The sequence below is a fragment of the Streptomyces lunaelactis genome (assembly GCF_003054555.1).
Lineage (GTDB): Bacteria > Actinomycetota > Actinomycetes > Streptomycetales > Streptomycetaceae > Streptomyces > Streptomyces lunaelactis.
The window spans coordinates 3,685,567-3,706,540 of the sequence record NZ_CP026304.1 but is presented as its reverse complement, the minus strand read 5'-3'; the positions used below and the strand labels follow the sequence as shown (position 1 = coordinate 3,706,540).

The following is a 20,974-nucleotide window of genomic DNA, read 5'->3' as shown; positions in this document are numbered from 1 at the left end:
GTTGGGGGTGTGGTGGCTGGCGTTGGTGGGTTGTCGGCCTGGTACGACGCGGCTCCTACTGCTCCTGAAGCTCGATCGTCCCCCTAAGCGATCCCAAAATCACGTGCGCCCTTCACTCACAGTGTGGAGCCCCTACCCATGAATCTCAGTCAGCCCACCCGCCGCACGATCCGCACCGTCGTGCAGACGGTGCTCGCCCTCGCCGCCGGACTTCCGCTCATCATCGACGCCGTCGGCATTCCGCAGACCGCGGCCCGCGTCGGACTCGCCCTCGTCGCTTTCGCCGTCGCCGGCCTCGCCCTCACCCTGTGGCAGCTCGCCAACCCATAACGCAACGCGCCCCCGTCGCCGGCTTCGTGCCGGTGGCGGGGGCGCATTTGGGCGTTACGCAGCGGCGACCAGATCGCGCGCCCGCTCGCTGAAATCAGCGACGAGTCGGTGATTCCCGAACGGCTGCATCCGCCGTTGCAGGTCCTGCACGGCCTCGACGCACCGAGAACTCTTCACCTGTCGCGACAGGGAGAGCGTACGGAGCCCGGCGGCGTGTGCCGCCTCCAAGTCCCTGCGCTGCAAGTGCGAGACGGCGAGCGCCGCCTGCGACATCGCGCCGCGCCGCGCGCGGCGCTGCTTGCGCGCGTGGCCGATCGACTGGCGTGCGTGCTCCTCCGCCGCGTCGGCCTGCCCCAGGTCTCGGAAGGTGTTGGCGTGCTCACCATGCAGATAGGCAGGGTCGATGAAGGCTGCCCACTCCTGCTCATCTTCCAGCCGAACACGACCGTACGCCGTCTCGGATTGCCCAACGGCGCGTGCCGCTTCGGACTTCTCGCCGAGCTTGGCCAAGGCGCGAGCTTCAAGCGCCCAGAGGTCCGCGAGACAGGCCGGCGACGTGTTCGAGCCGAGCCCGGCGCGGCCGGCCTGCGCGAGCCTGCGCCCCTCGGTGGGGTTTCCAAGCAGGGTCGCTTGGTCAGCCATGCCCGCGAGCACATGCGCCCCGAGCGCCCGGTTCTTGGACTCCTCGGCCAGGCGTAGCGACTGGATCAAGTACCGCTGCGCGGCTCCGTGCTCGCCATTGTCGTAGGCCATCCATCCGAGCAAGTACGTCTGCTCCGCGGCAGCCTCGCACAGTGCCTGTCGCACGTCCTCGGTGTGCGTCCGTCGCAGCAGCGGAAAAACGTGCTGATTCATGTACTCGGCGAGGATGAGCCGACCCGAGCCGCCACCCTGTAGTACGTCCATCTTCTGGAATTCGCCGAACATGTTCCGCACTGCGGTCACGTCTTCAAGACGGACGCGAGGGCCCGCTTCGGGCTGCTGGTCAAGGGTGTTGAGAAGCCAGTCACGCGACGGACCCACTGCTGCCACCGCAGCAAAGGGTGCCGCTGCCAAGAATGCTCGACGGTCCACGTCCGCTCTCCCCAAGTCGGCGACAGCTTCCACGGTAACGGCGAAAGACGCGTTGTAGACGAGCGAGCGTTCGGCGGAACCGCTCTCACCGAGCCCAAGGTCGTAGGTCGTGACCCGATAGCCGACTGCCGCCGAGATCACGTCGGCGAGAATCTCAGGCAGTGGTGAGCGAGGCATGTCGCCCTCCAACCACCGCCGCACGGTTGACGCGTTCGGGGAAATGTGAGGCTGCCCCCACGTCTGAGCTGCGGCTTTGACGCGACGGGCCAACTCCGTCCGGCTCAGGCCCGACCGCGCAAGCCACGTTGCGAGATCACTGTTCGGCGTCTTCATGTTGAGCCCTTACCCCTCAGCCACGGGCGGTAGTGGAAGTAACACCCTTTGACACCCTCTCCGACGGTACCCGTGCTGCTGGCTCCGCGGTTGCCTAGTTGCTCGAACCAACGGCGCAGGCAAGGGGGTTGCACTCATGCCGAGATCGGTGGCGCAGCGGTTCCCGCGAGCAGGTGGCGCGGTGCCCGAGGCGCGTTCCTTCTTAGGCAGCGTATTGGAGGAGTGGGAGGTTACCGACAGCTCCGAAGATGCGGTGCTCTTCCTCTCCGAGCTTGCGACCAATGCGGTACGCCATGGCGCGCACGGTGACTTCCTTGTCGAGGTCTCCCTCGACGAGGGGTGCCTGCGCGTCGAGGTGCACGACACGGGGACGGGTGCCCCCCGTGTCGGGAAGCCGAGTGAAGACGACACCGATGGGCGGGGGCTGCTCATCGTGACGTCGCTGGCGGACGGATGGGGGGTGACGCCGCACGACTCGTGCGGCAAGACCGTATGGACGGAGTTCAAAACGACCGAGGGCGGGATGCAAGTCGGGGTGATCCCATGCTGATGGAGACCACGCCCCCGCCGACCGCCGGATTGCTGGCATCCCTCGGTGTCTGGTTCTGGATCGACCTCACCGAGGCTGGTCACGTTGCCTTCCTGCTGCTCGCCCATCCACCTGCCCGCCGAGAAAGCGAGTCGCCCGAATCCATTGAGGGCGACATGCGGGGTCTCGCTGCGGCTCTGAATCTCGCCGATCCATCGGCCCGACTTCCCGACATCGGTCCCCGACTCGTCGTTCACGGGCGTTCCGCGCTCCTGAGCCTCGACGGTTGCCAGGCTGCACTCCACGTGCCCGTCAGCGCCGAGTGGTCAGGGTTCGTCTCCGCCGGCGCACCAGTGGCGGTCGCGGTCGGCCTCGATCCCCTGAAACCGAGGACGCCGTTCGCCGACGTCAGGCCGTACGTAGCGGAAGGGGCGCAGCGCGGGCGGCTGTTCCTCGGCACGACCCGCGCTGAGCCTGCCCGAAGGTTCATCGGAGTAGGCGGCCCGCCCGTCTGACGGTGCCGGACCGGCTCTCACACTTCTACGCCCAAAGACCCGACGGCCGCGGACACGGCCGCCGGGCAGCGACGCCAACAGCTGACACATTGCTAGGAGCTGATGACGACATGCGCGACCTTATCGCCTGCCTCTGGATCTGGTTAGGGCCAGGCATCGCCCGGACGCTACGCGCCACGCACCGGCGGTTATCGAAGCGCCGCAGGCGGCCCGCACCCTCGATTCGGCCTACATCGGCCATTCCCTCGGCCCCGCCCTACGCCCGCCGACCGCTTCCCGCGCACGTACGAGCCCGACTTCTGCCGATCAACGGTCACGCCTTCCACGTACGGCCGTACGTGCCGCCCTACGCCCCGGCGGTGCATCGTGGGTAGCGCCGCCGTACTCGTGCGCTGCGGGATCTGTGAGTCGCTCGTACCACTCGACAGCGTGGAAACCGGATCGTTCATCTGGCGCGATGGTGACGGTCGAGAGCGAACCGCCAAACGGCGATCTTGCAGTGACGGCGCCGCATGCTGCCTCCGGACTGACAACCCTCGCACCTGGCAGCGCCTCGGGGCCACGCTCCCCGTAGGCGTCGAGCCTCCCCTCGGCGCCCCTGTGGCCAAGTGCACCGTCTGCGACATCGCGGCGCGAGTGGACGATCTCGACATCGCCCGCGTCCTCGATGACATCGATGATGTCTGGTACTCCTCCGTGGTCTGCGCGGATGAGGACGCCTGTTACGACCGACAGATGCTCTACCCGTACCGGCCGGAGCTCCCCGAGTGAACCGCCTCCCGGACAGCCGTCGGTCAAGCGAACACCCGCCGTCCGGGCAACGCTCCATCCTTCGCCGCGTTCGCGGCGCCCATGGCGACCATCCGGGTCAGGGTCGCACCAACACTCCCGCGTCGGGCAGAGGCGACTCGTTCACCTCGCCGCCCCGATGCGGGCACCGCCTCGGGGCGGCCTTGTCGCTGATCCGAGGCAAAGCGCACCGTATGCAACTCAAGGCACGTGACTGTCAACCACAGAAGGAGATCGGATGGCCACCGCAGTACAGCCCTGGGGCACGAGCCGTTTAGCCCTCTACCCGAACACCGTTGAACTGCCGTACACCCGGACCGAGCTCGACGCCGCGAGCCAGACGACGCGGTACTTCGACAGGAGCGGCCAGCCCGTCGAGATGGGCGGGCACGGCACCAGCCAGTCGACCGCGTCCCCGACCGCGACCGGCGCCGACGGCGGGGGCGCGCAGCCGCCCGCGCCGGCCGACGCGGACTCGCTCGAAGACAACGTGCCCGACTGACATGGATAACTCACCGGTTCTCGTCGTCACCGCGCTCGGTGACGCGACGGCGGATCTGGTGCTCGACGAGCTGTACGGCCGGGGTGTCCCGGCCGTACGGCTCGATCCGGGCATCGACTTCCCACACCCCACCCGCATGAGCGCTCGGATCGAGCACGGCGCGTTCACCGGCGACCTCGACACGGCAACCCGCCACGTCGACTTGTGTGCCGTTCGTTCGGTCTACTGGCGGCGCCCCACCCCGTGGGGCGATCCTCGGACGACCGAGACTCCCGGGCAGCGATTCGGTATCGAGCAGTCCCGGGCCGGCTACACCGGGATGCTGACCGCACTTCCCAGGGCACTGCACGTCAACCACCCCATGCGGAATCGTGCCGCCGACTACAAGCCCGGACAGCTCGCCACGGCCGCACGCCTCGGTCTGCCCGTTCCCGCTACCTTGTTCACGAACGTTCCGGAGGACGCCCGCAAGTTCGCGGCCGACCATGGACCCGTGATCTACAAGCCAGTTCACGGCGTGCAGCTGGCAGGCGAGGACGGACGCAACCGAACCATCTGGGTTCGCGCCGTCGAGGCCGACGAGCTCGACGATTCAATCGCGCTGTGCCCTCACCTGTTCCAAGCCTGTGTGCCGAAGATTGCCGACATACGCCTCGCCGCGGTAGGCGACGAGTTGTTCGCAACCCGCATCGACACCGACGGCGATCACCTCGACTGGCGCCAGAACCAAAGGTTGATCACCTGCTCTCCGGTGACGGTCCCGGGCCCCGTCCGCGAGGCTGTGCTCTCCTACCTTCGTACGTTCGGGCTGACCTTCGGCGCTTTCGACTTTGCTCTCGACGCCGCCGATCAATGGTGGTTCCTCGAATGCAACCCGAATGGGCAGTGGGCGTTCGTCGACGAGTCCACCACTCGCGCAATCGCATGTGCTCTGGCCAACACCCTTGAGAAGGGCGTACCCGCATGACCACCGAAACCGCCGCCGCCCTGCGCCGGCACCTCGTTGAGCAACTCGTCGAGGAAGACCTGCTGCACGATCCAGAGTTGCGCCGCGCCGCCGAAACCGTTCCGCGCGAGACGTTCCTCGGCAGCGCGATCTACAAGCCGAGCGACCCCCCGGGTGTCACGGTGTGGACTCCCACTCGCCGCGACGACGTCCCCGCCGACGAATGGCTACGTCTCACCTACCAGAACACGACGTGGGTAACTCAGATCGACGGGGTGCTCGCCGAGGACGCTACCGACTCGGTCACCGGTGGCACCCCGACGTCATCCTCGACCCTCCCCGGGGTGATCCTGTGGATGATCGAGCGGGCCGGAACCGTCCGAGGTAAACGCGCCCTGATCATCGGCGCCGGCACCGGTCTGTCAACCGCGTACGTCTGCGAGGTGCTCGGCGAGGACAACACGACCGCGATCGAGACCGACCCCGCCGCAGCCGAACGCGCCCGCAAGGCCCTGGCCGAAGCCGGGTACGCCCCCACCCTCATCACAGGCGACGGGCTGCGCGGTCACCCCGAAGGGGCTCCGTACGACATCGTGATCGCGTTCTGCTCCATGCGGCACATCCCTTACGGCCTGCTCCGGCAGGTCAAGGAAGGCGGCACCGTCGTTGTCACGCTCGCCGGCTGGGGATTCGGGCACGGCCTCGTGCGCCTCACCGTCGACGACGAGGGTGGAGCGTCCGGCCGCTTCCTGCCCGGATACACCTCGTTCATGATGGCCCGCACGCACGACCTACCACCGCACGGCCCCTTCGAGCTTCTGCCCGGCGAGCAGCGGCCGAGCCGGATCGACCCCGCAACTCTGGACGACTGGTCCGGCCGATTCGTCGCTCAGCTCGCCGCCCCCTCGGCCGAACGGCTCGGCCTGGGCGCCGAGCAGATCCTGCTCGACGTCGCGACCGGCTCCCAGGCGCGAACGCGTCCGGCGGAGAACGGCGACGGGTGGACCGTTGTGCAGCGCGGTCCGCTCAAGCTGTGGGACGCGGTCGAGGACGCCGTCGAGACGTGGCAGAACGCCGGCTCGCCGCACCTGTCGGAATTCGGTCTGACCATCACTCCCGACGCCCAGCGCGTCTGGCTCGGCACCCCGGACGGCCCTAGCTGGGTCCTGCCCGTGTGAGCCACTTCAGTCGTCCTTCCCGCCTGCCGACGATCCAGCTGCGTGCAAGGTCGAAGGTGGGACAGACGAGAGCGAGGGCCGGTCACCGCTGCGGGATGCTGTTGGCGAATTGCCTATCCGCCGGTCGACCGCGTCTCACCTCAGGGGAGAGCCGTGACGCGGCGAGGTTCATCCCCATGAGTGAGGTGCAGGGAGGATGGAGGATTTCGCCGCGGCGGGAGGAAATGATCAAGTGCCGGAGTCTACTCGATCGGGCTGCGGCCGGGGCGTCAAGGCGCACCGTGGCACCGAACGAAGGACCGGACCGATGGCAACAGGCACTGTGAAGTGGTTCAACTCCGACAAGGGGTACGGCTACATCAGCCAGGACGATGGCGGCGCAGACGTGTTCGTGCACTTCTCAGCCATCCAAACCAACGGATACAGAAACTTGGAAGAGAACCAGAAGGTGGAGTTCGAGGTCACCCAGGGGCAGAAGGGCCCGCAAGCGGAAATGGTCCGCCCCTAGTAGCCCCTTCCTCGTTCCGCCTGCGCTCTCCACCCGATGGCCAGTGGAACAGAGCGCAGTCCCGGATTCGCCAACAGCGTCCCGCCGCGGTGACCGGCCCTTGTTGTTGCCCGGCGCCTATCGGCGTGGCCTGTGCTGCTGGTTGACGGGTGTGGTGGCCCGGTGCGGGCTGGGTGCTTGACGGCTGTTGCGCGGGGACCGAGGACGTCGTGGTCGAGCGTCGCCAGGAGGCTGCGGCGCGGCGGTTGGGTGCGGGGTTGCGGCTGGTGTGTGGGATGCGGGTGATCAGGACGTGGGGGGCGTGCGGTGGCGAGTTCGAGGAAACGGCTCCCGAAGCGGAGGCTGGGCCCGACGAGGCGGAGGAGCCCAGCCCGGAGCCCGTGCCGAATGGTGCTGATCAATCGGGAGAAGTATCGGGGCCTGGCGGCCCGTCCGCTCACGCACCGCTCATGCAAACGGCCCCGGACCAGGAGTCCGAGGCCGAATAGACCGCCTCTCTAGGGGAGAAACCCCAGGTCAGCGGCTTAGCGCGTTGTGCCCCCGGCAGGATTCGAACCTGCGACACCCGCTTTAGGAGAGCGGTGCTCTATCCCCTGAGCTACGGAGGCCTGAGCTGCTGTTGAAAGCAGCCCTGGACAGGGTAGCGGATGGGGACACGGCGGTGCGGCGGACGGGTCGGCGGTGATCGTTCCGGGGGGTGGCGAGGCGGCTCGGCGGGGTCCGCTCGGGCACGGCAGCCGGGGCGGCTCCCTTGATCGCGGGCACCGGCCACCCGTATCAGAGGGGTGTCAAGGGCAGCTTGAAATCCTTGAGCCGGTGTCCGCGAGCCACTTGGATGGGCAGCGTGAACAGCGAGTGGCTCCTTCTCGACCGGCCGCCTCATCCGGCGCCCTGTCGTGTGCCTCGCTGCCCGGACCCGCTCGCCTTCGGCTGACGCGCAGTCCGTAGTCCCCGGGGCGCCGTGACCCAGTCCGGCGCCCCTTCGTCGCGTCCGTTTCCTCGTATCCGTACGCCCACATCCTTGGATGCATCATGTCCGGCTCAGACTTTTCCTCCCTTAACGGCCGCACTGTCCTCGTCACCGGAGCTACCACCGGCATCGGCTATGAGACGGCGCGGCTGCTCGCCGAGCGCGGGGCCACTGTCCTCGTGCACGGTCGTACGGCCCAAGAGGCGCGGGCGGCGACCGACCGGCTCGTCAGCACCGGGGGCCTCCCCGCCGAGCGGCTCTGCCCCTTCGGCGCGGACTTCTCCCGCCTCGAAGAGGTCGAGCTGCTGGCCGGCCGTGTCGTCGTCGAGCACCCGCACCTGGACGTCCTCGTCAACAACGCCGCCCTCGCCGCGCCCGAGCGTCACACCATCACGGTGGACGGAAACGAAATCGCGTTCCAGGTCAACTTCCTCGCGCACTACCTGCTCACCAACCTCCTGGAGCAGGCGCTCACCAGTGATCCGGGCGGCCGGGTCGTGAACGTCTCCTCCTCGCTGCACCGCACCGCCTCGATCCAGTGGAGCGACCCCAACCGCGCCCGCCGCTACTCGCGGCTCGCCGCGTACGCCCAGTCGCAGCTGGCGCTGACGGCATTCGCGGCCGACCCGAGGGTGACGGCCGTCTCCGTCCACCCGGGCATCTGCGAGACCGCCCTGCTGCCGCTCTACGGCCACAGCGGAGCCACGGCCACCGACGGCGCCGTCCATGTCGTACGGCTCTGCGACCCGGCCGTGGAGATCGTCAACGGCGCGTACTACGACCGCGACGAGCGCGTCGCGCCCGCGCCCGCCGCCACCGAGGAGCGCACGGTCAAGCGCCTCAACAAGCTCGCCGACGTCCTCGTCGGCCACACCGCCTGAAGGGACGGCCAGGACACATGTCGAAGCGCGCACGCAAGAAGAAAGCCCGCCGCAAGAAGAAGGCGAACCACGGCCGCAGGGCCGGACAGCGCTGAACCCCGTGGGGCGGCCCGCCGAACCCCGGGCCCGGCGCGCCGCCTGACGGGACACGCTCCTGCGGATCAAGCCGCCAGGCGGTCGGCGACGACCTTGGCCGGGGTGCCCATGAGGATCGTGTAGTGGTTGCAGTCCGGGACCGGCTCGGCGGTCAGCAACGGCACCCGGGACGTCCACAGGGTCACCATGGGCTCCGGGTTCATCCCCGGTTCGGTGTCCATCAGGCCGCGGGGCGCGTACAGCAGGTGGGCAGGCGGGGTGAGGTCCGCCAGGTCCTGCTCGAACGCGGCCGCCGAGGTGAGCAGCTCCCGGCCGTCGTGCATGACAGCCGCCTCCTGGGCGCGGGAGCGCCGGGCGCCCGCCGGGCCGGTGAGGTCGTAGCGTACGTAGGCCTCGATGTCGTCGCTCCAGTACGGGCCGAGGCCGGGGTGGGCGCGGAAGTAGTCCACGTACGCCTCGTCGGTCTCGTACGTCATCGACAGCCGGGCGATCGCCGGGCCGAGCGTGGCGTCGAGCATGTCGTCCGGGTCGATGTCGGCCGGCGGGTGGAAGGGCAGACCGCCGTCGATGAGCAGCAGACGGCCGAAGAGCTCGGGTCTGCGGGCCGCGGCGCGCAGGGCGATGTACGCACCCATCGAATGGCCGGTGAGGGCGACGGGTGCGCCGGCTCCCCAGCGTTCGGCCGCCGCGCAGATGTCGGCGGCGTGGGTGTCCATGCCGCAGCGGCCAGGGGTCGCATCGCTGCCGCCCCTTCCCCGTAGATCGAGGGCGAACAGGCTCCAGTCGCCGGGCAGTTGGCGGGCAACGGCGCGGAAGGACATCGCGGAAGCGCTGAGTCCGTGGGCCGCTACGGCGGTCCGTGGGCCGGTGCCGAAGCGCAGGACGCGCAGCGTCCCGCCGTCGACCGGGAGGTCGAGCTCAACTGGGTCGGTCATCTCTCTCCAGGGGTGTCGGCGGTCTGCTCAGAGCGTATGTGACAGGTGGCGTTCGGTCACGGCCAGCGCCGCCGCCATGATGCTCAGTTGGGGGTTGACCTCGGGACAGCCGGGCAGCACCGATCCGTCGGCGATCAGCACGCCCCGCACACCGCGCAGCCGTCCCTCGCCGTCGGCGGGGAAACGCTGTGCGTCGCCGCCCGCGGCCACCGTGCCGGTGGGGTGGAAGGCGGAGAGGTGCAGCTGACGGGCGTTCACTTCACCGAGCAGTAGGTCGAGTTCGGTGAGGCTGCGGGCGCGTGGCGCGGTCGGCACACCGGTGAGTACCTCCTCGGCCCCGGCGGCGAAGAGCAGCTGCCCCATCGCCCGTACGGCCGTCATGAGGCGGCCCGCGTCGCGCGGATCCAGGGCGTACTGGATCAGTGTGCGGTCGCGGCCCCGGACCCGGCCCGAGGGGCGGTCGGCGATCATCGCGCCGAGCGTGGCGAGGCGCCCGGCGTCGTCGAACTCGCGGCGCAACTCGCGTCCCAGGCCGGGCAGTACGAAGCTGCCCATGCCGGGCGGGGTCGCGGTCGCCTCGATGAGGACCCCTTCGCTGTGCAGCTCCTCGATCCCGGCGCTCTGCAACACCCCTTCCCAGGCGGTGACCTGCTGCGGGAACCGGCCCGCCACACTCGTCGCCGGATGCACGCTGAGGTTGCGGCCGACCCCGGGATGGGAGCCGAGTCCGGAGCGCCGCAGCAGCGGCGGCGACTGGAGGGCGCCCGCCGCGACGACGACCAGCGGGGCGAGGATCTCCAGCTCGCCGCCGTCCGCCGACCGGACGCGTACGCCGGCGACCGCGGGGCCGCCGGGCCGGTCGCTGTCCACCAGGATGGCGCGCACCCGGGCTCCGGTGACGATCCGGGCTCCGGCGGCGCAGGCATCGGGCAGCACCGACAGCTGGACACTCTGTTTGGCACCGGTCGGGCAGCCGACGACGCACTGGCAGGACCCTTTGCAGCCGGGGGCGTTACGGCGCAGGGGCGCGGCCCGCCAGCCCAGCCGCTCGGCGCCTGCCAGCGCGAGGAGACCGTTGTTGCCCAGCACGTCGAGGGGCTGGGTGGCCACGCGCAGGGTGCGTTCGGCCTCGTCGAGGAGGTCCGGGAAGCCCTCCGCGAGTCCGAAGCCGAAGGTGGCGCGCCAGCGGTCCAGGACATGGTCCGGAGTGCGGTAGCAGGTACCGGAGTTGACCACGGTGGTGCCGCCGACCGCGCGGCCGGTGGGCAGCAGCAGCGGTGGCCGGCCGACGGCGACGGTCGCGCCGCCGTCGCGGTACAGCTCGGCGAACCGGTCCAGCGGGGCGCGGCGCCCGAAGGACGCGGTGGTGTGGTGGTGCCCCTCCTCCAGGACGAGGGTGCGCAGCCCGGCCCGGGCGAGGGTGCGTGCCGCCGTCGCGCCGCCCGCGCCGGAGCCGATGACCACGGCGTCGGCGGTCGTACGGGCGGGCCAGTCCTCGGCCGGTACGCAGTCGAGCGGCGGATCGTCGGGCGGTGCGAACGACAGCGCGAGCGGCGTCGCGGACCGCCCTTCGAGCGGCCCCCCGACCGGCGGCTCGCGTACGCCGGGTTCGAGCATCCGCTCCGTTCCCGCGGCGAGCAGCACCGGCACCTTCAGCAGATCGAGCAGCGGCGCCAGGGCGGTGCGTGCGCCGAGCGCCGCCATGACGTCCTCGCGTTCGCCCGGACTGAGGGCCGCGAGCCGCCGTCCGGTCCGGGCCAGGGCGTACGCGTCCACGGCCGCCGCGGCGCTCCGAATCCCGGCGCGTGCGGGCGCGGGCATCGAGGCGAGGACGGCGTCCAGCCGCCGTGGCACCTTCGCGGTCCAGGGGTGGCTGCCGTCGTCGGCGAGCAGCGCGGCGACGAGTCCGGGGGCGGTCATCGGCTGCCCACCTCCGCGTGCGCGGTGCCGTCCAGCGTCCACTCGGCCTCGGGGCGCCACCGCCCCCACCACCGTTCCAGGCGTACGACGGCGTCCGCCCTCTCGCTGTTGCGGCACACGGCGGGGCTGCCGTCCGGATCCGCGTAGTCCAGGGTCAGGGTGCGCGCTTCGGGCTGGGTGACCTCGACCCGGATGCGCCGCAGCCCGGCGCGTCCCTCCACCGTCCACGTGGGGAGTCCGACGGCGGCGCGGAACCGGCCGATACCCGCCCAGCCCACGGCGGCACGCTCCGCCCGCCGGGGCCAGGTGCGGCCGTTGCGGCGCAGCCGCAGGAAGACAAGCGGCGGAAGGCCGCGCAGCACCGGCCGGGTGGACACGGCCGCGACGATTTCCAGCACGTCCCCGCCCCCGAGGTCCGCGTGCAGCCAGGCCCAGCGGCGGGCGTTGCCGTGTCCGTAGATGCGGGCGGACGCCCCGGGCGCGCCCTTCAGGGTCAGGGTCCGCCCGCCGTGGCTGACGGTGCCGTCGTACGAGGCGCGGGCGGCCGGCAGGATCTGTGCGGCCGGCAGCAGCGGTCGGCGCCAGGACCAGCGGGGGAAGGTGAACAGCGGTGTGTCCTCGGCCCGTTCGGTCACATCCCAGCCGAAGTCGCCTGCGACGCCCGTGAGATGTCCGGGCCTGGCCGTGATCCCCTTCGCGGTGAAGCCGTCCTGGCAGCCGCTCCATGGCTCGGGGCCGAAGCGGGCGTGCTCGACGGGTCCGTCCTTCGGGAAGACCGCCACCCAGCCGTGCGCGAAGGCCGGTGCACCGTCGGAGGGTGCGGTCACCTCGTGGTGCAGCCACAGGCCGGCGCCGGTGACCGGGTCGGTCGCGGTGGTGTACCAGACCTCGGTACGGCCGGGTTCACCGTTCCAGCGTGGCGCGGCCAGTGCGCCGGTGTCCTGCCGGCGCGGAAAGCGGAAGCTTGTCAGGAAGGGTGCGAGGCCGGTTGCCAGGGGGAAGCGCAGGGTGCCCCGGCCGACCCGCACCCCGTCCTCGTACAGCGTGCAGGGCAGCACGGTCATCGACCGCACCGGCCGGAACGGGGTGATCGACTTCCAGCCGTCCAGGGTCAGCCGTCGGCCGTCGGCGGTGAAGCTCAGCCGGTAGCGGATGCGCCGCCGTGCGAGCGGGGATATTTCCAACTCGCCTGTGGCGTACGGGTCGTCGGCCCAGTCGGCGATCCGTATCCGCCCGGTGACCCGGGCCTCGGTGGTCCCCGCCGGCCGCAGCACGGTGTCCGCGGACACCTTCAGGTCGAGCCGGGCCGGGCGGGTGCGGCCTTCCCCGTCGAGCCGCACCGTACCGAGCATGGTCTCCCGGAACTCCGTACCCCGCCCCGTCCTCTGCCCGCTCATGCGAGGTCCTCCAGCATGATCCGCTCGGTGGCGGTCAGATACGCGTCCGCGGCCGCGTGTGCCGCAGCCCTGTCGCCCGCCGCCACCGCCTCGACCACCGGCGCGAGCCGGGCGTGGGCGGCCGCCGGGTCGGTGAACGGTCCCACCAGCGCGGCCCTGACCGGGAGATACGCGTTGAACAGGGTGTTGGTGAGCAGCACATAGACGCGGTTGCCGGTGGCCCGCGCCAGCGCCCGGTGCACCTCGGCGTCGGCGAGCTGCACGGCGTCGCCGCCCTCCGCTTCCCGTACGGCACCGAGCAGTTCGCGCAGCTCGGCCCTGTGCTCCTCGTTCGCCGCGGCCGCGGCCCGCTCGGCGATCAACGCGCCGATGCCGCGCCGGACTTCGAAGATCTCGCCGATCCAGTCCGGGCTGTGCCGCACCAGCATGGGCAGCAGATCGGCACCGCCGAACCGTGCGTAGTCGCGGACCCGCGTGCCCACGCCGTGCCGTGTCTCCAGCAGACCGGACTGTACGAGCCGTCCGAAGGCGTGCTTGAGCGTGGTGCGGGTGACGCCGTAGCCGTCGGCGAGCCGGCGCTCGGGCGGCAGATAGCTCCCGGCCGGGTGACGGCCGGTGAGGATGTCCTCGCGGAGCCGGTTCTCCAGGACGTCGACGATGGTCTCGCGGGGCAGCGTCTCCACGAAGTCCCTCCCCAGGGCGATGGATTGCGTCAAGTGGCTCAGTGGCTGAGCCACTCAACCAGCGGGCGAGTTCGGGCGTCAAGGTTTCGGGGGTGGATCGGGTGCTCGTTGTGAGATACACGGATCTTGACGGGGTCCGGACGCGGGCATAGCGTCGCAAGCGCTGGTGAGCACGTGCTGAGAGAGGGTCGATCGTGCCGCACAACGATCCGTCCACCCGGTCCGAGGCGGTGCTGACGGCACTGACCGCCCCGGGCGCTCCCTTCGCCGTCGTACGCGGCGAGGACGGCGGGCTGCTGTACGCGGACGGGCCGCGGACCCTGCGCGAGTTCGTCGAGGCCACCTGGGCGTTCGGGGACCGGCCGTTCCTCGTGGCCGCGAGCGGCACGTACACCTACCGGGAGTTCTTCGCCGCCTCCTCCGCGCTCGCGCGGCGGTTCGTCGAGGAGTACGGGCTGCGGCCCGGCGACCGGGCCGTCATCGGCATGCGCAATCACCCCGAGTGGCAGATCGCCTTCTGGGCGGCTCAGTTGGCGGGTCTGGTGGCCGTGCCGCTGAATGCCTGGTGGACCGAGGACGAGTTCGAGTACGCCCTCGACGACTGCTCGCCGCGGGTGCTGCTCGTCGACGGGGAGCGGCTGCCGCGGGTCGAGGCCTGGCGCAAGCGGGCCGGCGTACGGGCGGTCGTCTTTCACCACGAGCTCCACCGCGAGCTCCATCACGATGGCGGGACCGGGGAAGGCGGGACCGCGGAGGGCGTCGAGCGGTACGAGGACCTGCCGGCGGCCGATCCTCTCGCCGCGCCGCCCGCCGTCGAGGTCCGGGCCGAGGACGACGCCACCATCATCTACACCTCAGGGACCACCGGGCGGCCCAAGGGCGCTGTCGCCACGCAGCTCGCGCAGGCCGGGGCCGCGGTCCACCCGCGCTTCCACGCGGCCGCTTCCGCGCTCGCGCGCGGGGTGATGCCGGGGCAGGGGCCCGCGCCCGTGGCCCTGATGACGTTCCCGTTCTTCCATGTGGCCGCGTTCACCACGCTGTACTCGACGATGGCGGCCGGCGGGACCCTCGTACTGATGCGGAAGTGGGACGCCGAGCAGGCCCTCGCGCTCATCGAACGGCACCGCGTCACGCACTTCTCCGGTGTCCCGGCCACCGCGCTGCAGCTCCTCGACGCCGCCGAGCGGGCCGGGGACGGCCTGGAGACGCTCACCCATCTCAGTACGGGCGGTGCCGCCGCCCCGCCCGATCTCGTGGGGCGGCTGACGGCCCGCTACGGACAGCGGATCGAGCCGCGCAACGGCTATGGACTGACCGAGACCAGCGGGGGAGTGCTCGCCAACTTCGGGGCCGATTACCGCGAACACCCGGGGAGCGTGGGGCGGGCAGCCCCCGCCACCGAGGTGCGGATCGCCGGACCGCACGGCCGGGAACTGCCCGAAGGGCAGGTCGGTGAGCTGTTGCTGCGCGGGCAGTCCCTCGTGCGCGGGTACTGGAACGACCCCGCCGCCACCGCCGCCGCGTTCCACGAGGGCTGGTTCAGGACCGGCGATCTCGCGACCGTGCACGAGGGGCGGGTCAGCATCGTGGACCGGCTGCGGGACATGGTCGTCCGCGGCGGCGAGAACGTGTACTGCGTCGAGGTGGAGGCCGTCCTTCACGACCACCCGGACGTCGCCGACGCCGCCGTGCTGGGCGTCCCGCACCCCGTGCTGGGGGAGGAAGTGGCGGCCGTGGTGCAGCTGCGGCCCGGGGCGAGCGTCACCGTGGACGAGCTGCGGGCGCATGCCGGCAGGACCCTCGCCGCCTTCAAGGTGCCGGCCCATGTCCTCGTGCAGGACGAGCCCGTGCCCCGTAATCCGACCGGGAAGATCCTCAAGCGGGAGCTCCGCGGCCCCGTCCGGGAGTGGCTGCTCAAGAACGCGTGACGCGCACCCGGTAGGTGCCGCCCGGGTCCTCGCGGACCACCGCGATGCTGATGCTGTTCCGGCGGTCAGTGAAGGACTCGCCGGGCCGGTACGGGGCGTCCGAGAGCTCCGCGTGCACATTCGGCCGCCGGGTGCAGCCGCCGCTGTCGCGGTCGCTGTCCGAGATGGTCACCGGGCCCTGCCCGGTGTCCACACCGGACTTCACGCGGTAGATCAGCACGCCCGGCTCGCACACGGCTTCGTCGTTGCCGGCCCGGGTGCGTACCTCCACGGCGTACCCGGAGTCCTGACTCAGCGGCACGATGGTCATCTTGGCCCCGCCGGATGTGGCCAGTGGGGTCAGCGCGTACTCGGTGGAGCCCGGCGCGGACGCGCAGCGGATCTGGTCGGCGTCCAGCCAGCCCAGCTTCCACTTGTGCCAGCCCAGCAGATCGTTGTTGGCCCCCCAGTCCTCGGACATGATGTCCCAGTGGCCGACCGCGCCGCCGCCTTCGGCCGTGTAGAGGTCGGGCAGGCCGAAGACATGGCCGTTCTCGTGGGGCAGGACGCGGTAGCCCGTCTCGGTGTACGAGCCCGAGCCGTCGTCCTGGCGGCTGTAGACGAAGGACGTGTTGGCCAGCGGCACACCGTCCGCGATCGGGGCCTCGTCGTTGCCGGAGAAGGTCACGGACAGCACGGTGTCCAGCGCCGAGGGCCCCGCATTGGGCGTGACCAGTATGTTGACCAGGTCGTACGTGCTGAAGTCGACCTTCGGATCGGCGGTGGCCACGATGTCCTCGACGAGCTTGCGGTAGCCCGGCTCGTAGGGCGAGCCGCGCTCTATCCCGTACGCCGCGAACGGCATCGGCATCCGCAGCCAGTTGGTGACCGGCGCGAGCGGGCGATAGGTGAGCCGGCCGTACGAACTGGTCCTGAACCAGTCCGAGGTCTGCGGGAAGAACTCCGCGAGCCGGTCGAGCGCCCGCCCCGTCCCCGGCGCGTCCGGGAAGTCGATCATCAGGTTGAGGGCGCGGACCTCGCCGGTGGAGCGCGCGTAGCCGGGCGGGGTCGGCAGGCCCTCCGACATCTGCACCCCGAGGGTGGAGCCGATGCGGCACGGGCCGAGCCCCGAGTCCTCGGCGGTGGCCACGGGTCCCGCCGCCGACCGTGTGGCGGCGGGGAGGGTGGCGCTCGCCGTTGTGAGGGCGGCGAGCGCGAGAGCCGCGAAGGCGGCGAGCCCGGTGATGCGGCGGTGCCTGCCGGCTCTGCGTATCCGGTGGCGTGTCTGCTGCATGCAATCGCCTTCAGGGGCCGCGGCAGCAGGCCGGACCCTGGCTGCGCTCTGTGCGATCAGCCTGTGACGGGCTGTGGCGGGGCGCGCGCCGGGTGGTCCGATCGTGGGGTTTCGAGCGACGTGCGGATAACTGTCCGTGTTTGATCCATGTCCCCTTGATGTGTGACTCAGGTCACATCGCGTACGGGAAATAACCGGGGATCGTTTCCCCGTTTGCACCCACGTACCTGCGAAACGGGGAACTGATCCCCGCTTGCACAACGGGCCGGATACCGGGCCTGATGCCGGGCCGGACTGCCGGACACCGAGACGAGGGGAAGTGGAGCTGTGAGCCCCGCCGCCGACACCGAAGCGCGCCGCCTCCCACGGCCGCGGGCAGACGCCCTGCGGAACCGGGAGCGGATCGTGACGGCCGCGCGCGAGATGTTCGTCGAGTTCGGACCCGAGGTCCCGCTGGATGAGATCGCCCGCCGGGCGGGCGTCGGCAATGCCACGCTCTACCGCCACTTCGCCGACCGCAACGTCCTCATCCAGGAGGTCGTCCTCTGCGTTCTGTCCCGCACGACGGAACAGGCATACGAGGCGGCCGCCACCGAGGCCGATCCCTTCGAGGCGCTGCGGCGCTTCACCCACGCGGCCGCCGACGAACGCATCGGGGCGCTGTGCCCGCTGCTGTCCGGCACCTTCGACCAGCACTATCCCGAACTGACCAATGAGCGTGAACGCCTCGAAGACGCGGTCCAAGGCCTCTTCGACCGCGCGCACGAGGCCGGCCGACTCCGCGCCGATGTCGCCGTAGGAGATCTGGTCGTCGCTCTCTCCCAGCTCACCCGGCCGCTTCCGGGCACCGGGTGCCTGGACATGGACCGGTTCGTACACCGCCATCTGCAGCTGCTCCTGGACGGTCTGGAAGCGCCCGCGCGCTCCGAACTGCCGGGCACGGCCGCGACGCTGGAGGACCTGCGGAGCACCCCATGACGCCGTAGCCGACGCCCTGGCTCCGATCACCGGAGATCGCCGCCGATTACTTCAGGCGGCCCCGCCAGTCCTCACCACGACTTCTTGACCACGTCCTGTTGACCACGTCCTGTTGTGACCTCTCCGCATCCTTAGGTGGACAGACCCATGCCAAAATCGGCCGACATTTCACTCCCTGACCCGAGTCGCTGGAAAGCTCTGGTCTTCATAGCCGTGGCCCAGCTGATGGTGGTGCTCGACGCGACGATCGTGAACATCGCGCTCCCCACCGCCCAGCAGGACCTGGGGATTTCCGACGCCAACCGGCAGTGGGTCATCACCGCCTACGCCCTGGCCTTCGGTGGACTCCTGCTCTTCGGCGGCCGTATCGCCGACCTGTGGGGCCGTAAGCGCACCTTCGTCGTCGGTCTGCTCGGATTCGCCGCTGCCTCCGCGCTCGGTGGCGCGGCCACCAGCGAGGCGATGCTGCTCGGCTCCCGCGCACTGCAGGGTGCCTTCGGCGCACTGCTCGCGCCCGCCGCGCTCTCCCTGCTCGCGGTGATGTTCACCGATGCCAAGGAGCGCGCCAAGGCCTTCGGCATCTACGGTGCGATCGCCGGTGGCGGTGGCGCGGTCGGCCTGATCCTGGGCGGCTTCCTCACCGAGTACCTGAACTGGCGCTGGACCTTCTTCGTCAACATCCCCTTCGCGATCGTCGCCGCCGTCGGCGCGTACTTCGTGATCCGTGAGCCGGCCGGCTCGCGCAACCGCTCCTCGCTCGACATCCCCGGTGTCGTCCTGTCGACCCTGGGTCTGGTGGCCCTGGTGTACGGCTTCACCCGCGCCGAGTCCGCGGGCTGGTCCGACAGCCTGACCGTGGGCATGTTCATCGGCTCCGCGGTGCTGCTGGCCGCATTCGTCCTCACCGAGGCGAAGGTCAAGTCCCCGCTGCTGCCCCTGCGCGTCCTGACCGAGCGCAACCGCGGCGGTGTCTACCTCTCGCTGGGCCTCGCCATCATCGCGATGTTCGGGCTCTTCCTCTTCCTGACGTTCTACCTCCAGGTCGTGAAGGGGTACTCGCCGGTCACGACCGGCTTCGCCTTCCTGCCGATGATCGTGGGCATGATCGTGGGCTCGACCCAGATCGGCGCCCGGCTGATGACCCGCGTCGCGCCACGGCTGCTGATGGGCCCGGGCTTCGTCGTCGCCGCGATCGGCATGCTGCTGCTGACGCAGCTGGAGATCGGCACCTCGTACGCCGGTCTGATCCTGCCGGCGCAGCTGCTGCTGGGTCTGGGCATGGGTACGGCGTTCATGCCGGCGATGTCGCTGGCCACGCACGGAGTGAACCCGGAAGACGCCGGTGTCGCCTCGGCGATGGTCAACACCTCGCAGCAGGTGGGCGGTGCGATCGGTACGGCGCTGCTGAACACGATCGCGGCCTCCGCCACGACCTCGTACGTCGCCTCGCACGCGGCGGGAGCCGGCAACCCCAAGCTGCTGGAGATGCAGGCCATGGTGCACGGCTTCTCGTCCGCGATCTGGTGGGCGGTCGGCATCCTGGCGGTCGCGGCCGCAATCGCGTTCACGCTCATCAACACCGGGCGTCCGGGGGCCGGTTCGGCCGTCTCCGGCTCCGGCTCGGGTGAGGGTGTCGAGGACGAGGTCAAGATCCCCGTCGTCGCGCACTGACACGCGCCGACATGGGCTGAGAGGTCATGCGGAAGGGGCCCCGCCCGGGTGGTGAACCCGGGCGGGGCCCCTTCGCGTGCTCCGTGTGGTGCTCGTGCTCCGCGTGGTGCTTCGGATCACCTCAGCCAGGGCAGGTCCGCGCCGGAGTCCTGCGGCTGGAGTCCCTCGGCCATGGTCTTCATGATCTCGCCCAGCTGCCCGACCTGTTCGGGGCTGAGCCGGTCGAACATCGCCTGGCGCACCGCCTCGACATGGCCGGGCGCGGTCCGCTCCAGGACTGCGAGACCCTCCTCCGTCAGTACGGCGTTCTGCCCGCGCTTGTCGGAGGGGCAGTCCTCCCGGTGCACCCAGCCGCTCTTCTCCAGCCGGGCGACGGCGTGCGAGAGGCGGGAGCGGGTGATCTTGGCGTCGATGGCCAGCTCGGTCATCCGCTTGCGGCGGCGCGGGGCCTGGGAGAGCTGGACGAGCAGACCGTAGTAGATGTGCGGCATTCCGGCGTCACGCTGCAGCTGGCGGTCGAGATGGTCCTCGAAGAGAGTGGTGGCGTGCAGATAGGCGCGCCAGACGCGCTGTTCTTCCTCGGTGAGCCAGCGCGGTCCGGGGAGGCCGCCCCCGCCAGTGGATGCCGTGTTCATGTATCCCACTCTACGACCCCCATTCTTGAACATTGAACTAAATGAAGTGAGAGTCGATGGTAGCTTGAAAGTTCAAGTAGGATGAGCTGGAGCCTGGAGCTGTCATGAATGCCACCCCTGTCGCGGAGCGCATGCCCGCCCTCTATCTCTCCCACGGCGCCCCGCCGCTCGCCGACGACCCCCTCTGGCCCGGCCAGCTCGCCGCCTGGTCCGCGGATCTGCCGCGCCCCACGGCGATCCTGATGGTCTCCGCGCACTGGGAGGAGGCCCCGCTCGCGCTCGGCGCCACCGAGGCGGCGCCGCTGGTGTACGACTTCTGGGGCTTCCCCGAGCACTACTACCAGGTGACGTACGCGGCTCCCGGGGCTCCGCAACTCGCCGACTCCGTACGGAAATTGCTGCGCCGAGCCGGCACGCCCGTCCAGGACATCCCGGACCGCGGCCTCGATCACGGCGCGTACGTACCACTGGTGGAGATGTTCCCCGCCGCCGACGTTCCCGTACTCCAGATCTCCATGCCCACGCTCGACCCGCAGCGGCTGCTGGAGATCGGCCGCAGGCTCGCGCCGCTGCGGGACGAGGGCGTGCTGATCGTCGGCAGCGGCTTCTTCACCCACAACCTGGCGGCGCTGCGGCACGAGGGGACTCCCGGCTGGTCGGCGGAGTTCGACGACTGGGGGCGGCGGGCGCTCGCGGCGGCGGACGTGGACGCGCTGCTGGACTTCGAGAACAAGGCCCCGGCCGGCCGGCTGGCTCATCCGCGGACCGAGCACTTCGCTCCGCTCTTCGTCACGCTGGGAGCGTCTCAGGGCGAGCTCGAGAGCGGTCGGAGCGTGATCGACGGCTTCTGGATGGGCCTGGCGAAGCGGTCCGTGCAGTTCGGCTGATCCGCCGGACACGCCC

21 protein-coding genes and 1 tRNA gene are annotated in these 20,974 nt (G+C 70.5%); 14 read left to right on the top strand and 8 right to left on the bottom strand.

What is annotated here, in order from left to right; translation table 11 throughout:
- The first annotated feature begins 138 nt into the window (after nucleotides 1–138).
- Complete coding sequence (locus tag SLUN_RS16645) at nucleotides 139–330, top strand: hypothetical protein (protein WP_108149241.1); 192 nt, start codon at nucleotides 139–141, stop codon at nucleotides 328–330.
- A gap of 54 nt (nucleotides 331–384) precedes the next feature.
- Here the strand turns inward: SLUN_RS16645 and SLUN_RS16640 are convergent, their stop codons facing one another.
- Nucleotides 385–1,737 (bottom strand): NsdA family TPR-like regulatory protein, encoded by a 1,353-nt coding sequence (locus SLUN_RS16640; protein ID WP_108149240.1) that lies wholly within the window; start codon nucleotides 1,735–1,737, stop codon nucleotides 385–387.
- A gap of 181 nt (nucleotides 1,738–1,918) precedes the next feature.
- On the opposite strand from SLUN_RS16640, the gene SLUN_RS16635 reads away from it, so the two are divergent.
- The 7 genes from SLUN_RS16635 (at nucleotide 1,919) to SLUN_RS16610 (ending at nucleotide 6,704) form a co-directional block, all read left to right on the top strand.
- Nucleotides 1,919–2,287: an ATP-binding protein gene (locus tag SLUN_RS16635; RefSeq protein ID WP_257153742.1), complete on the top strand. Its 369-nt coding sequence runs from the start codon at nucleotides 1,919–1,921 to the stop codon at nucleotides 2,285–2,287.
- A complete protein-coding gene (locus tag SLUN_RS16630; RefSeq protein WP_108149238.1) occupies nucleotides 2,281–2,781 on the top strand; it encodes a hypothetical protein in 501 nt (166 codons plus the stop codon). Before SLUN_RS16635 ends, SLUN_RS16630 begins: the two co-directional genes overlap by 7 nt.
- A gap of 600 nt (nucleotides 2,782–3,381) precedes the next feature.
- The gene (locus tag SLUN_RS39460; protein ID WP_159100267.1) at nucleotides 3,382–3,552 is read left to right on the top strand and encodes a hypothetical protein; all 171 of its coding nucleotides are present in this window, start codon (nucleotides 3,382–3,384) and stop codon (nucleotides 3,550–3,552) included.
- Nucleotides 3,553–3,808: 256 nt separating this feature from the next.
- Entirely contained in the window at nucleotides 3,809–4,072 is a 264-nt protein-coding gene (tgmA, locus tag SLUN_RS16625; protein WP_108149237.1) for a putative ATP-grasp-modified RiPP, read from the top strand.
- A gap of 1 nt (nucleotide 4,073) precedes the next feature.
- Nucleotides 4,074–5,039, top strand: coding sequence for an ATP-grasp ribosomal peptide maturase (tgmB, locus tag SLUN_RS16620; RefSeq protein WP_108149236.1), 966 nt, complete (start codon nucleotides 4,074–4,076; stop codon nucleotides 5,037–5,039).
- The gene (gene tgmC, locus SLUN_RS16615; protein ID WP_108149235.1) at nucleotides 5,036–6,196 is read left to right on the top strand and encodes an ATP-grasp peptide maturase system methyltransferase; all 1,161 of its coding nucleotides are present in this window, start codon (nucleotides 5,036–5,038) and stop codon (nucleotides 6,194–6,196) included. Before tgmB ends, tgmC begins: the two co-directional genes overlap by 4 nt.
- A gap of 307 nt (nucleotides 6,197–6,503) precedes the next feature.
- The gene (locus SLUN_RS16610; RefSeq protein WP_108149234.1) at nucleotides 6,504–6,704 is read left to right on the top strand and encodes a cold-shock protein; all 201 of its coding nucleotides are present in this window, start codon (nucleotides 6,504–6,506) and stop codon (nucleotides 6,702–6,704) included.
- Between the two features lie 535 nt (nucleotides 6,705–7,239).
- Here the strand turns inward: SLUN_RS16610 and SLUN_RS16600 are convergent.
- Nucleotides 7,240–7,312 (bottom strand) — tRNA-Arg (locus tag SLUN_RS16600).
- 424 nt (nucleotides 7,313–7,736) lie between these two features.
- On the opposite strand from SLUN_RS16600, the gene SLUN_RS16595 reads away from it, so the two are divergent.
- Together SLUN_RS16595 and SLUN_RS42345 are read left to right on the top strand one after the other, a co-directional pair.
- Nucleotides 7,737–8,555, top strand: coding sequence for an SDR family NAD(P)-dependent oxidoreductase (locus tag SLUN_RS16595; protein WP_108149232.1), 819 nt, complete (start codon nucleotides 7,737–7,739; stop codon nucleotides 8,553–8,555).
- Nucleotides 8,556–8,572: 17 nt separating this feature from the next.
- Entirely contained in the window at nucleotides 8,573–8,650 is a 78-nt protein-coding gene (locus SLUN_RS42345; protein ID WP_371413915.1) for a 50S ribosomal protein bL37, read from the top strand.
- A gap of 66 nt (nucleotides 8,651–8,716) precedes the next feature.
- Here SLUN_RS42345 and SLUN_RS16590 read toward each other — a convergent pair whose 3' ends face one another.
- The 4 genes from SLUN_RS16590 to SLUN_RS16575 are packed head-to-tail and all read right to left on the bottom strand — an operon-like array spanning nucleotide 8,717 to nucleotide 13,586.
- The gene (locus SLUN_RS16590; protein WP_108149231.1) at nucleotides 8,717–9,586 is read right to left on the bottom strand and encodes an alpha/beta hydrolase; all 870 of its coding nucleotides are present in this window, start codon (nucleotides 9,584–9,586) and stop codon (nucleotides 8,717–8,719) included.
- Nucleotides 9,587–9,613: 27 nt separating this feature from the next.
- Nucleotides 9,614–11,506 (bottom strand): GMC family oxidoreductase N-terminal domain-containing protein, encoded by a 1,893-nt coding sequence (locus tag SLUN_RS16585; protein ID WP_108149230.1) that lies wholly within the window; start codon nucleotides 11,504–11,506, stop codon nucleotides 9,614–9,616.
- Nucleotides 11,503–12,903 (bottom strand): tocopherol cyclase family protein, encoded by a 1,401-nt coding sequence (locus SLUN_RS16580; protein ID WP_108149229.1) that lies wholly within the window; start codon nucleotides 12,901–12,903, stop codon nucleotides 11,503–11,505. The genes SLUN_RS16585 and SLUN_RS16580 overlap by 4 nt, the downstream gene beginning before the upstream one ends.
- On the bottom strand, nucleotides 12,900–13,586 hold the full coding sequence (locus SLUN_RS16575) for a FadR/GntR family transcriptional regulator (protein ID WP_108149228.1): 687 nt from the start codon (nucleotides 13,584–13,586) through the stop codon (nucleotides 12,900–12,902). The genes SLUN_RS16580 and SLUN_RS16575 overlap by 4 nt, the downstream gene beginning before the upstream one ends.
- A gap of 194 nt (nucleotides 13,587–13,780) precedes the next feature.
- On the opposite strand from SLUN_RS16575, the gene SLUN_RS16570 reads away from it, so the two are divergent.
- Entirely contained in the window at nucleotides 13,781–15,514 is a 1,734-nt protein-coding gene (locus tag SLUN_RS16570) for a class I adenylate-forming enzyme family protein (protein WP_257153741.1), read from the top strand.
- On the opposite strand, the gene SLUN_RS16565 is transcribed toward SLUN_RS16570, so the two are convergent.
- Nucleotides 15,501–16,787, bottom strand: a complete 1,287-nt coding sequence (locus SLUN_RS16565) for a M6 family metalloprotease domain-containing protein (RefSeq protein WP_108149227.1) — start codon at nucleotides 16,785–16,787, stop codon at nucleotides 15,501–15,503. The two genes, SLUN_RS16570 and SLUN_RS16565, sit on opposite strands and share 14 nt — an antisense overlap.
- 327 nt (nucleotides 16,788–17,114) lie before the next feature.
- Here SLUN_RS16565 and SLUN_RS16560 point away from each other — a divergent pair, with 327 nt between their 5' ends.
- Both SLUN_RS16560 and SLUN_RS16555 read left to right on the top strand, forming a co-directional pair.
- Nucleotides 17,115–17,765, top strand: a complete 651-nt coding sequence (locus SLUN_RS16560; RefSeq protein WP_108149226.1) for a TetR/AcrR family transcriptional regulator — start codon at nucleotides 17,115–17,117, stop codon at nucleotides 17,763–17,765.
- A 147-nt stretch (nucleotides 17,766–17,912) separates the two neighbouring features.
- Nucleotides 17,913–19,436, top strand: coding sequence for an MFS transporter (locus SLUN_RS16555; RefSeq protein ID WP_108149225.1), 1,524 nt, complete (start codon nucleotides 17,913–17,915; stop codon nucleotides 19,434–19,436).
- 116 nt (nucleotides 19,437–19,552) lie between these two features.
- Here the strand turns inward: SLUN_RS16555 and SLUN_RS16550 are convergent, their stop codons facing one another.
- Nucleotides 19,553–20,080: a MarR family winged helix-turn-helix transcriptional regulator gene (locus tag SLUN_RS16550; protein ID WP_371413834.1), complete on the bottom strand. Its 528-nt coding sequence runs from the start codon at nucleotides 20,078–20,080 to the stop codon at nucleotides 19,553–19,555.
- A 95-nt stretch (nucleotides 20,081–20,175) separates the two neighbouring features.
- Between SLUN_RS16550 and SLUN_RS16545 the strand changes: the two genes are divergently transcribed.
- Entirely contained in the window at nucleotides 20,176–20,958 is a 783-nt protein-coding gene (locus SLUN_RS16545) for a dioxygenase family protein (protein ID WP_108149223.1), read from the top strand.
- The last annotated feature ends 16 nt before the right edge of the window (nucleotides 20,959–20,974 follow it).